This window comes from Chromobacterium sp. S0633 (genome assembly GCF_024158805.1).
Lineage (GTDB): Bacteria > Pseudomonadota > Gammaproteobacteria > Burkholderiales > Chromobacteriaceae > Chromobacterium.
In genome coordinates, this window is record NZ_JAMZGH010000010.1 from 57,850 (window position 1) to 71,070 (window position 13,221).

A 13,221-nucleotide genomic window follows, 5' to 3' on the forward strand; every position below is an offset into this window, starting at 1 on the left:
GGCGCCTTGACAGATATTGCAGAAGCGTCGCAACCCGGTAGTAACGCAGCAAGAAGGAGAAAGCGCGCCCTCATGCCGGCCGCGGCAGCGCCTAAGCGTGGCAGGACAGTACGGCAGGCATGAAGCCAGGGGAAACAAGAGTAAAACGATAGCCGCCCACTTAATAGAGAGCAGCCAGCAGACTGGGAAGAACAGACAAGGAACAGACACAAAACCCTGTGGCCGCCAAACGAGGGGCTCCCGACAAGCTCTTCAAAACGCCACTCGGGTCCGGTTGAAATACGGCAGCAAAGCCGTCCATCGCCAGAAGTAAAGAAGGATACAGCAAGGCGCAAAGAGCAGCTCCGTTACGCCATCCCCGCCGCAAGCCACGCGGACACGCGCTAGGGTCTGGCACGACGCAAGCCGCTTGCCTCCCCGCCACAAGCACGTGATAATCCGGCCGTGCTGTGCTTCAGCACCGGGCTTGGCAGCTCGAACATCAAGGCGGACAGCCGCCGCACGCGGCATTTTTACGTCCGTTGCACACCACAGGGTAAGTCTTACGCTAAGGCTGGCCGTGGTGGGGGCGTGCTTGCACGCGCCGGGTCCTTGATGCCGGTCTGCCAACCCTGCCACGCGCCTGTCTCCACGCTTGGCAGCTAAGGGGGCAGGTTTAACGCTCAGTAAGGAGTCATCATGACTAGCCCCGTTCATGCTCATTCCCATCACATCCCTTCGCTCTCCACTTTGCTTTTCCAACTGAAAAGCTTGCGTCAGCAGGATGCCACGCTCCACCCGATTGACCCGCTGTTGCGGCAGCTCGACGAATCCCGCCAGCACTTCGATCACAGCCTTCATCTGCTCAGCCTGGAATTCAATCAAGTCAGCACCGCCTTGTTGGCGCTGGCGGCAATGCTGGAGCAATCCAAGCTAGACACGCTGGAATGCGAGCAGGTGTATTATCTGCTGGAACCCTTCGCCCATCGTTTGCAACAGACTACGAGGCAGATGCAGGAACTGGCTTGAGCCTTATAAACGACCAAAGCCCCGGGAAGGGGCTTTGGGGAGGCTTGGGCTTATAAATTACGGCGCGGTCAAAGGTCGTGTTGCCAAGGTGCCGCGTGGGCAAGCCTTTTGGCTTGCCCACCCTACTTGCTAGGGTAACGCTATATAACGCTCATCAGTGATATTCATACCTACAGCACGAAGCAGTTCTCTAAAAGCATCAATGCGCTCTGGAAACATAGCTATATGCAGCACAATCGTTGCCATTGATTCGTCCTGTTGGTATCCCCACCACCGCCATCCTCGATCACGAATGGCATCAAGCCAAGATAAAAATTCCCACGGTAAAGAATCCCAGTTTTGCTGAGGAGTTATGGCAAGTAACTTATCTGTTTCTTCCTTTGAAAGCTCTGGTATTTCACGTTTTAGCCAATCAGGGAGCATTGCTTTCCACTCATCATCAGATGGCCAATTTCTTACTGACTGCTCCGCGATCATACTTACTATAGTCATCAACTTTTCCATTGCCCCCTCAGGATCAGCACCCAAGTCAACATTAAATTCCCATGGATTAGCTGGCATTGAATCAAGCGAACTCCTTAACTTAATTCTCTCAAGCTCAACTTTATTTTCCAATTCTACCGGTTCCTTGACTAATTGATTTCATCAGCTCATCAAAATAAGCCTTTGGCAACCCAAACTGATCAGGATATGGATCCCTACTAACAATTGGCTTGTCTGGATATTGACGAGCAAATCGTTCTGGCACTGCTTCTGTACGAATTTTTTTCACCAAATTCAAATCAACGTCGAACGACTTCAACTCTGCCCCTGGCAACCCCTTCTCAATCTTAGTCTGAAGATACTGGGTCGCTCGGCCTTCTTGACCAAAATTCAACCAAACAACTGAATTATTGCCAGGCACTAACGAAACTTGCCCATACTCACTGATTACAAACCTCTGGTTCGGGGTTCCTTCAACACGATATGCCTTAACCGCACCCAGGACTTCTACCCCTTCTTTACCTACCCGGGTTGCCGCCCGCATGCCCCCCAGGCCTCCGGCACCCAACCCGATTCCCACCTCCATCACCTGGCCAAACTCAGCATCTTTATAAGTTGAGCGGAATGAATCCAAGAAGGGGACATAGTCGCTGCCCCCCGGCAAGGCAAAGCCGCCAAAGAGGTTAGCGCTGCCCTCTACCAAATTCAAGCCGGCATTCCACAACGCACTACCCAAATCACTGACCGTATCAGCACCACTCCTGTAACCCAGAGCTTCAAGACCGTATCGGGGCCTCTCCGCCACCACCGACACCGTCGGCAACCTTGCCTCATTGCCATCCACCGAGTAGCCCGACCCGGCATCACTCATCACCTCTTGCCCGCGCTGCCACTTGCTGGCATCCGCCACCATCACTCCACGCTTGTCGTAGCGGCTTTGCTTGGCCTCGATCAGCATCTCCTCCATTGCTTGAGCCATGCGCTCTGCTTCTGGCTTAGGCTTGGGCTGCTCATCCCGTTTCTGAATACCGCTCACCACCTGGTCGCCTAGCGCGCTGCCAAACGAATTAGCCGCCAGGTCGCTCCAGTTCGGCTGGTGATTCTCTCCCAATACAGATTGGATAGCGCCGCCAACCATGCCGCGCACGGTGCCATAGCCCACATTGGCAAAGGAGTTCATCTCTCCGTCCGGCTTGATGCCGCTGGTCGCCCAAGCCGCCACCCCGGCTACGCCCACCGCAGTCCAGTTAAATGATTTTTGCAAACCCGTAGCCATGGCCACGCCTTGCGCCAAGGTGCTGCCCACCATGGCCTGCGCTGCGGAATTGAAGGCTTTATCCGCAAAGAGATTGACCCCGCCGGTATAACGCATCGCCCCGGCGGTGATGGCGGACAGCCCCACCTGCTGCCAGGAAAAGCGATCCTGCATGCCCATCGCCATGGCAGCGCCTTGTCCGGCAGCTGAACCCGCTGCGCCGCCGACAACCGCGCCGGCAATCTCGGCGTAAGTGATCGAACTGCCCGCCACGGTTGCGCCCCATGCTCCCGCCGTTCCTGCGGCAGCCGTTGAGCCAGCCGCAGTGGCTCCCGCCCCCGCGGCGGTTGCCCCGGCCGTTCCCGCGCCGGCCGCAGCTCCGCTTGCGCCGGCGGCTCCCGCTCCTGCCGCACCGGCCCCTCCAGTCAGCCAACTGGACACCAAGGGACCGACATAGTAGGCCACCACCATCACTATCACCATGACGATGAAGGTTCCCAAGCCACCGCAACCGCCCCCGCCCGAACGAGGCGGCGGCGGCGGCGGATCCGGCAGCGTCGGGGTCACATCGCCAATCGCCTCACCCGGGCTATACACTCGGTAGGTGCCGCTGCTGTTGTGAAGGTTGGTGACTTTATTCGGCACCCGCAGCGCCTGACCTGCAGCCAAGGTCTCGCTGCCGGTCAGACCATTGGCGTCGGCCAGCAAATACCACAGCGACTTGTCGCCCCACAGCCCTGCAGCCAAACTCTGCAGCGTATCACCACCACGCACGGTTACCGTGCTTGGGGCCTGTCCCGGATAATTGGGGGCAATTGGTTCGTAGTTCTGATCAAAGTCGGCGCTGCTCACCGCCACGCCAAAGCGGTACTGGTCTTTCTTGCCGCCCAGTTGGCCTTGGGCCAATGCTTGCGCAAAGTCCATGCGACTTGGGCCATCATTGCCCACCGCGCCCACTTGCTTGCCGTCAACGTAGTAATAGTCTTGGCGCTTGTAAACGCTTTGCTTATCCAGTTCCTCGCGTCGAATCACCACCCCTTGGGCATCGTTGATGTAACGCAGGCTGCGCTGACCCTGTTCGTCGATAGCCTCTTTCAGGTGACCGTTGACATCGTAGGTCAAATGCGAGATCCCAGGCCGCCAATCCGGCGCATCTTTGTTGTACGGTTGAGCGGTAATCTTGGATTGCTTGGCCTCATCCCACCATTCGTACTCGTAATAGGTGGTGACTGTGGTGGTGTCCTCTTGCTGAGTGGATTTCAAGGTTCCGTCTGCCATCAAGCCGTATTTGGTCGCTTTACCGTCCACCACCTGCCGCAGCATTTTGTTGTCCGCGTCGTAATCCGTATGCGTCTTGCGGGCCTTGGCCTGGCCATCCCAGCTAAAGCTTTCCGCATCGGTCACCCGGCCCAACAAGTCATTGCTGCGCCGATACGCCAGCTTGCCGTTGATCTGGGTATCCGTCAGAAAACCGTCTGCGGTGTAACTGTACGTTTCCACCGTGCCATCGCCGCCATTGCTCGCCTTGGCCCGTTGCCCGAAGCCATCGTACTCGATCCGGATACCGCGGCTGCCCGCCATAATATTGCCGGAGGCGTCACGGCTGCCCTGGGTTACGGTGAAACGGTTCATCGCATCATAGGCGTACCAGTTGTCCTGCACTTGCTTGCTGCCATCCTTGCCATCCTGATATTCGCTGTAGACGCGCTGACGGTTGCCCACCGCATCGTACTGATAGCGGCTGAGGAAACGAGGATCCTTGATTTCGATCACCCGGCCGCGTTCGTCGTAGCGCATAACGGACTGTTGGTAGAACGTCAGGTGGTCGCGGTCCGGACCGCTGGCGTAAGCCTCATAGTTTTTACGGCCGTCGTCGTCGTAGCCATACAGCGTAAAACGATTAGCAGCCCTATCCTCCATGCCCTGCAGATTGCCATTGCCATAGTAGGTGTACAGGATATTCTGGCCTTTATCGCTCTGTTGGCGAATCAACTGGCCCGCGTTGTTGTACTGGTACTGAGTCACCCGGCCGCCCAGATCACGGTGTTCGCTCTTGAGGCCGAACAAATCCACCGCATCCTGCATGGTCATATTGTTGGCGTTGGTGGTGGTAGTTCGCCAACCGCCCACCACAATGCCGCCGGCACCCTTCAACTGAGCATCCCAGGCATAGCTGTAAGTGGTATGGCGAGAGGCCGCGCTGACCGTTTCCAACACCCGGCCCAAGCTGTCGTAACGCGTCGCCTCCGCAAACACCGTCTTGCCGTCGCTTGTACGGTGGGCAATTCGCTGTCCAGCGCTATCATAGTCGTACTCGTCATAACCACGGCTGCCGTCCACCCGCTGAGCGCGGTCCAGCCGCTTGAGGCGGCCAAGCTTGTCGTATTGATAATCTTGTTGGCGCTGGCCATTAACTGTAACGATGCGCAGATTGCCCAGGCTGTCGTAAGCCATTTCCTTGCTGCTGCCATCTGCATGGCGTTCACGCAGTACCTTGCCCTGCCCCTCCTGGCTGCCTGCCAGCCAACGCTGGCGGTTTTCATGCCCATTGGCGTCTATGCTGGACACCAAATTTCCCACCGCGTCATAGCCGTAACGCGTAACAGCTTCGTCGCCCAGTTTGTCGCTGCCGTCGATATTCTTCAGCACATCGCCGTTGTCGTCGCGCAACTTGAGCGCAGCTTCGCGCTTGGCGACCAGCTTGCCGGCCGTATTGTATTCAGTGCGAATGCTATTGCCGGCGCCATCGGTTTCGCTAATCACTTCGCCGAAGGCGTTGTAGATTTGGCGGTGCGTGATGGTAGTTCTACTATTAGTTACCCCCTGCAATACCCACTGCAAATGCTCAGAGAGCTGTATTTGGCTATTACTTCCACGACGCCAATACCCACTCACCTGTAACACCCCCCCATCTTTATCTAACAAATATTTTCCACTGCTATTCAATAAACAATAACGATACTCATAACCACCAACCATTAACTCATCAGCTGAAAACCAAAAGTTACCAGTTCCCATTTTTTTCAAAACTATACGCTTCCACTCTTCATCTTTCCCTATAGATTTATACTGAAAATCCATCATTTCAGCCTGCTCATTCCTGACATCAATATTCAAATAATCTGGCAATGGCAAACTAATAACACCAGGGGCATGAAAGACAGCAGCCTCAGCACCAAGCTTAATAGCACATGAAGCCCTATCGATCATTCGACCAAAACTGTCAAATATTTGATACTCAATATTATAATATCCACCACCAAGCTCTACCTCCACTCCAGTCACATCCCAAGAAAAATCCCCTCCTTCTAATTTTCTTAACCCCACCTCAACAGGCTTTGACTTAGCTCCAGACGCCTTTATATAAAATAATTTTCCGTATGAAGAGAATGGGCTTCTATTTTTAATAACAACCGACTGCTTAACCTCATTAACCACATCTCCGACTCTTACTGGGTCTGTTGCAACAATTCTATTTGCAGCCCCCGACGCAAAACCATTAAAACTACCAACCAATGTCCCCCTTCCATCAAATGTCTCTATTTGATATTCAAAGTCACCCCCATAAAAAAGAGGATTTTTCGGGCTAAGTGTTTCAATTTGAAACCAGCCTTTTGTATCAGAAGATACCCCAAACTCACGAAGAGCAGTAAGATCATAGACTCGTGACCAAACCCCATCTTTTTTCTTGAACCTAATTTCCGCACGCTTCGCATCTACTCCAAGGTTTATAAAGCTTAACCCAGAGCCATTTCTACTCAAAAAAGCCATTGGCTTCAGCAATGAAGGAGACCAGCCACTTTTGTAACTTCCAGAAGCAAACCCCTGCCCCGCCCCTATATAACCACGTGCCGAATTGACAATATTTTTTTGTGAATCAACTGCAAAATATCTATATTCAAATCCACGAGAATACCCTTCCCCTAAATCAATAGAAAAGCCACCACCTTCTCTAAAAGTCTCACAGATACGCCACCATCCATTTATTGGGCGGAAAATAAGAAAAATTCTCCTTGCAGCAGATGGCTGACGATCAAAAAACATCTTCACCTGCTCACCATTTTTTACAACAGAAACCTCATCCTTAAGAGTCACATCCTCCACAGCGGAACTAACAGACACCATTCCTGCAGGCCTAAAAACAGGGCCATTACCTCTTCTCAAAAAACCACTAGTTACAGCAGAATTTCCATTGAAATCTTTTATATAACGACCCAAAGAATCAATCAACCGATAGCTATATTCATAATCCCCCACGGGAAAATCATCAACATTCAAAAAGAAATTACCACTTGTTTTTTTATTCAACTCAACGTTATACCACGCCCCACCACCACCTTTAATACGGTACTGCAATTCCATCGCCACCGCATCCGTACTATCAGGAAAAAAACTTACATACATTGGTAACGGCATGCCTGAAACACTACTTCTATCCAACCTTACCGTTCCACCTCCCAACGTAATAGAGCCTTGTGCACGATTAATCATTTTTTCATCAACATCAAAAATTTGATATTCGAACTCATAGATAGAAGGTTGTGACAAAGTGCGTACTAAATCAGTACAGTCCCAAGTAAACTTCCGATCATCACCCTTTATCAGCCCCATTTCACCAAAAGATCCTTGGCTACCTACTTGCCGAAAGCGCACCACTCCTTTAGCTGCGGACTCCAACTGATTATTAATATGAACCAACTGCAATTTTTCCTGCCAAGCCACAGGGCAAATCACCGAATCTGGTTCACCAAGACGAAAGTTGCCAACAACTCGCCCCCGAGATTCTTTACCCTGATAGTACTCCAGATCATATTCATATGTCGTTCTTGACAACAATCCATAATCGGCAGGATTAAACCGAAAAGAACCATTTAATGAGCTATTAAAAATGGATACGCTACGCTCAACAGCATCGCTCCAGGCCTGACCAGGTGCACGAAACCGCACAAGAGCCCTATTTATACCTTCACCCAAACCAAAAACATTGATCCATCCCCGCCCTCCACCACTAATATCGGCGGACATGAAAGCCTTATTTAAGGCAACATTATCTAAAACAACAACTGAATCGCCACCACCCAAGCGAATAAGCCCTTGATTCGCATTCAGGACCTTCCCTTTTTCATCCAAAACCAAGTAACGAAAATCATAATCACCACCATCACCAGCAGACCAATCATTGACAAACCAACCACGAGCATCACCTCCATTTATTTTCATTGGAGCCAGGTCAGAGCTAGTCCAGCCAATGCTGCTTCCAGCAGGGCGAGTCAAGAATATGAGACGACTAGCATTTGGAGATTGATTTTTAAAATAAACCCGCCTCGGAACATGAACATCCCCACCCTGAATTAGCCCTTCTGGAATAACGACATCGTTATAATCCCATGGCCCATTAAAGGCTCTTCCCAACCCCATGCCTCCAACAGAAAAACTTGTTACAAGATCCCTACCTTTTGTTGTTTTTTTAAACAAATTAAGAACAAAACCTTCCCCTCCTAAAAATTGATACACATTTATCTCATCCGTCCCCGATAAAAAATCAACTTTTAAATCAATAAACCCACCCAAGAGAGACCCTGTATTTAAAACACGATCAACATATCTCCCTCCTGGCAACATTTCAATTTCATACGGAGAGTCACCTGACTCATAAAATGGAGTAGGAAGTTTTATCTTACATTCAAGACCATCTGCCCAGTACCCCCAAGCTCCCTTAGGCCCCCAACCGTCGTCATACCATCGAACACCAAAAAATGTAAGGTTTAATTTTGCTTTCCCAGCCTCTCCAATTTCAATACCAGAACTCTTGTCAACAACCGAATCTTCTTTAGAAGGCAAACGGTTAACACTACCTTCTGTTGTTACTACATCTCCACGCCCCGTCTGCAACTCAGCTACGGTCCAAGCCTCAACTTGAGCACCTGATGCTTCATTTTTATTTAGTATTTTTGGCTGCCGCGTTGTTAAAAGTAGATTACGTGAATCATAGTCACTTACTGTCAAACGAAACGCATCCAAGTCGTCTTGGAAATTTGGATTATTCACTTGAGACAATCTATAAAATATTTTCTCTAGTGTCAGGTTCCGTAATTCATCGCTCTGGCTTCGTCCAGATACAACTGCAAGCGTAGAATTGCCATTGGCATCATAGCCATACAATTTGGTTACGCCACCAGCGTTGCCACGAATCAGCCTGCCAGCAGTGTCGTATTCGCTGAACTCCTGCCAGTCTCCTTGACGATTGATACTGGTCCGCTTCCCCGTAATTTGCCCCCAGGCGTTGTAGCTCACCTCCTGCCATACCCCGGTCGCGACATCCTGCTTGGCCGTCTGCAATTTGGCCGCGTTGTAGGCATACAGCGTGACATCCTGGCCTCCAGCAGCCTCCTTACGCTCCCGTCGGGTGCGCGTCACATTGCCAACCGCATCGTAGTCGTAGAACGTGACATTGCCTTCGGCATCGCGCATCCAATCGGCACGACCACCCAGCTTGAAATGGGTTTCGCTAAATACGCCGTCCACGCCGGTCTTGACGACCTTGGTCGTCAAACTCAAATCGTTGTAGCTGGTATCGGTGATCGGCCGTACGCTCTGCCCGGTTTGATCGATAAATGCCGCATCCTCGCGGTGGACTTCGCGGCCCAGCACATCGTAGCGAATGTCGGTGACAGCGCCCTTGGCGTCGGTTTTCTGCGTCAGCAGCCCTAACGAGTTGTAGCGATACAAGGTACGCACGACGCCGGTCTGACGGGTTTGCGCAATAGCGTCTTCTTCTGGCTTTTTCGAAGCCTCTAGGCTTGCCTGCTCGTAATAATCGACATTCAGCCGACGCTCCTCCAGCAGCCTTCCCATGCGGTCATAATCAAACTCGCTGATACGATCCTGAGCACCAGGCTTAAGCAGGCCACGCGCCTCATCCAGCGCAATGCCATCGACCGGCGCCGTCACGGCAGCTGCGTAGCGCACCTCTCTTACCGGCTTGCCCGCGGTGTTGTAGCTCCAAGCCACCGCATAGCCTGCGGCATCCACCTCCAGCAGCTTGCGCCCGGCAAGGTCATACCAACGAAGAGTCCGATTACCCCGAGGGTCAATCTCACACACCACATTTCCATTGGCATCATATTGACGTTCAGTAACAAGGTCCTGAACTCTGACTGTCGGAGCCCCATCCTTCCGCACATCACCATAAATAACGGTCTGACTAGGAACCACCGTCTTCTGCAATCGATTGTTGCCATCGTAGACGTAGCGGGTTTCGCGAACGTCGGCATTCGCCGGCGCCGGCACCCCGCCGTCCGCCGGCAGCCCCACCGGGCTGGCGTAGACGCGCTGGACGAGGACGTTCCCCGCCGCGTCGTAGTCCCATTCGCTCAACACGCCGTCGCCGTTGCGCTCCGCCACCTTGCGCCCCAGCGCGTCGTAGCGGCTGCGGGTGATCTTGCCGTTGGCGTCGGTGAATTCGATCTGCCGGCCGGCGGCGTCGTAGCGCCAGCTTTGGCTGGGGCTGACCGTGGCTTCGCCGCCGTCCAGGGTGTAGACCGGCAGCGTGTCGCCGGTCTGGCGGATCAGCCGGTTGTTGGCGTCGTATTGGTAGCGGGTGGTGCGCTGCTCCGGCTTGCCTTCGGCTTCCACTTGCAGCGTGCGGTTGCCGAAGCCGTCGTATTCGAAGCGTTTGACGATGCCCAGCGGACTGGTCTCTTTGAGTACCCGACCCTGCGCGTCGTGGACGTAACGATAGCCGCCATTCAGTTGGTTGGTGTAGGCGGTCTTATTGCCCAGGCCGTCGTACTCCATCCGCTCGATGCCGCCTTCGGCGTCGGTGAGGACGGTTTGCCGTCCCAGCGCATCGTGTTCGATCCGAGTCACCGCGTCGCGCTGGGCGTCGACGATCAGGGTTGGCGTCAGGCCGGGTTTGAGCGCGGCGGTGTCGACGCGCTGGGCGTAGCGGGTGATGCGGGTGGTCTGGCCCAGCGCGTCGTACTCGGTGGCGGTGGCGTAGCCTTCGGGATCGATGTGCAGGGTCTGGCGGCCGAGCGCGTCGTAATAGTTGTAACCGCTGTAGCCGCGCGGGTCGGTGATCTTGATGGCCTTGCCGAAGGCGTCGTATTCGGTGACGGTGACGCCGCCCAGCGCGTCGGTTTCGCGGATCAGCCGGCCGAGCAGGTCGTAGTCGCGGCGGGTGGTGTGGCCGCCCGCGTCGGTTTCGACGATGCGTTTGCCCAAGGCGTCCAGCTGGTAGGTGGTGCTGGCCTGCTGTTTGCCGTCGCCGCGAGTTTCGCCGATCAGGCGGCCGGCGGCGTCGTAAGCATAGGAGGTGCTCTGCGCTTCAAGCCCCCGCTCTTCGATATTGTCGATATCGGCAGTGGTTTCCACCGTCAAGCCAGGGTCGCGCTGGGTCGCAAAGCGCAGTTGCACGGTGGACCAGTCATACTCACCCGTGACGTCATAGCGATAGCCTTGCCGGCGATCGCCGCCTTTGGGGTAGAAGTGTATGGTTCCGCCGGTCTTGTTCGTCGTCAGTTCAACAGTGTAGGTGACGCCCGCCTGGTACGCCCCCATCGGCACGGCGCGCCATTGATCGTTGGCGTTGGCGATTTGGGCGTAGACGAGGCCGTCGGGCTGGAGCAGGATCGCCAGACGTGCGGTTTTACCCCCCACGTTCTCTAGCATCGCATGCAGCGAAGACTGAATCTGGTTCGGCGTCAGGTCGAACTGGTAAGCGCTACCCGCCGGCATTTGCCGCGCGCTGTTGAGGGAGGCCCAACTGCCGCCGGTTTCCGGCTTGCTGATGAGGTGAAGACGGCCGTTGTCCTGGGTACCCGCGGTACCGTTGAAGGTGGGAGGGGTGGACGCCTGAGCCGTCATGGCTTCGAGTTGAGCCAGGCTAAGGGAACGATCCAGGCTCAAGGCCTGCGCGTAACGCCGGGTCTGAATGACTTGACCCGCCGCGCCGTAGCGCGTTTCCGTCAGGTAGCCCTGAGGATCGATCGCAAAGCGCTGCCGCCCGGCAGCGTCGTAAACGATGCGACTCTGTTGCTGCACCCCACCCGGCCTGCTGCTCAGATATTGCCTCAGCGTCGCATCGGTCCAATCTTCCGAACTCAGCGGCACGCTGGCCACGCTCAGCTCGCTCACGCCATCTCTATGCCAGCCATTAATGCCGTCTTCGAAACCGTCAATCAGCACCACGCCGCGCTGCACGCTTTCCACTCTCAGATCGTCGTAGAACACCGGATGGTCGGCCGGATTCGGCGCGCCATCTCGAGGGCCGTAGATATGGATGTTGAGGGCTAGGTCTTCACTCAGCGTGCGGCTGACCGTCAGCTTACGCCAGCCGTCGTTGCCATACTCGATGCTCTCGACAGCGTTGTTATAGGGCTGGGAGCCGCCCAGATTGCCCAGGAACAAATGCCCCTTGGTCTCGCTGTCGGTTTTGAACCAAACGCTGGCGGTGACGGTGTCGCCCTTTTGGAAACGGCCGATGTCGTGGTTGATCGCATTGTTGGTGCCGGCCTGATGCCCGATGCGTACCGCCTGTTTGCCGCTGTGGGTGGTCGCTGTCGGGCCTCGCGGCGCGCTGGTGTCGAGTTTGTCGGCGTAACGCCGGGTTTCGACGACATTGCCGACGGCGTCGTAGACGCGTTCGGTCACATAGCCTTCGCCATCGATACTGTAGGTGGCGCGTCCCACTGTGTCGTAAACCGTACGGCTCCGTTGCTGCACCCCGCCCGGCCGGCTGCTCAGATATTGCCGCAGCGTCGCATCGGTCCAATCTTCCGAACTCAACGGCACGCTGGCCACGCTCAGTTCGCTGGTGCCATCTTTATGCCAACCGTTGATGCCATCTTCGAAACCATCGATCAGCACCACGCCGCGCTGTACGCTCTCCACTCTCAAATCGTCGTAGAACACCGAGTGGCCCGCCGGATTCGGTGCGCCATCTCGAGGGCCGTAGATATGGATGTTGAGGGCCAGGTCTTCACTCAACGTGCGGCTGACCGTCAGCTTACGCCAGCCGTCGTTGCCATACTCGATGCTCTCGACAGCGTTGTTATAGGGCTGGGAGCCGCCCAGATTGCCCAGGAACAAATGCCCCTTGGTCTCGCTGTCGGTTTTGAACCAAACGCTGGCGGTGACGGTGTCGCCCTTTTGGAAACGGCCGATGTCGTGGTTGATCGCATTGTTGGTGCCGGCCTGATGCCCGATGCGTACCGCCTGTTTGCCGCTGTGGGTGGTCGCTGTCGGGCCTCGCGGCGCGCTGGCGTCGAGTTTGTCGGCGTAACGCCGGGTTTCGACGACATTGCCGACGGCGTCGTAGATGCGTTCGGTCACATAGCCTGCAGCATCAATGCTAAAAGTCTGGCGATCCACAACGTCATACACGTAGCGAGCAACTTTGCCCATCGCGTCGGTCTTGGACACCACATTGCCCTGGCCGTCGTATTGGTACACCGTGCTCTGCTTCAGCCCCT

The 13,221-nt window shown here is 54.8% G+C and carries 3 protein-coding genes; 1 reads left to right on the top strand and 2 read right to left on the bottom strand.

Annotated elements, in window-relative coordinates; all coding sequences use genetic code 11:
* The first annotated feature begins 678 nt into the window (after nucleotides 1-678).
* Nucleotides 679-1,008, top strand: a complete 330-nt coding sequence (locus NK214_RS09410) for a hypothetical protein (RefSeq protein ID WP_253314318.1) — start codon at nucleotides 679-681, stop codon at nucleotides 1,006-1,008.
* Between the two features lie 129 nt (nucleotides 1,009-1,137).
* Here the strand turns inward: NK214_RS09410 and NK214_RS09415 are convergent, their stop codons facing one another.
* Both NK214_RS09415 and NK214_RS09420 read right to left on the bottom strand, forming a co-directional pair.
* Nucleotides 1,138-1,623 carry a hypothetical protein gene (locus NK214_RS09415; protein WP_253314319.1) on the bottom strand — a complete coding sequence of 162 codons (486 nt, stop codon included), beginning with the start codon at nucleotides 1,621-1,623 and terminating at the stop codon, nucleotides 1,138-1,140.
* Nucleotides 1,613-13,201 carry a LysM peptidoglycan-binding domain-containing protein gene (locus NK214_RS09420; RefSeq protein ID WP_253314320.1) on the bottom strand — a complete coding sequence of 3,863 codons (11,589 nt, stop codon included), beginning with the start codon at nucleotides 13,199-13,201 and terminating at the stop codon, nucleotides 1,613-1,615. Before NK214_RS09420 ends, NK214_RS09415 begins: the two co-directional genes overlap by 11 nt.
* Nucleotides 13,202-13,221: the final 20 nt, after the last annotated feature.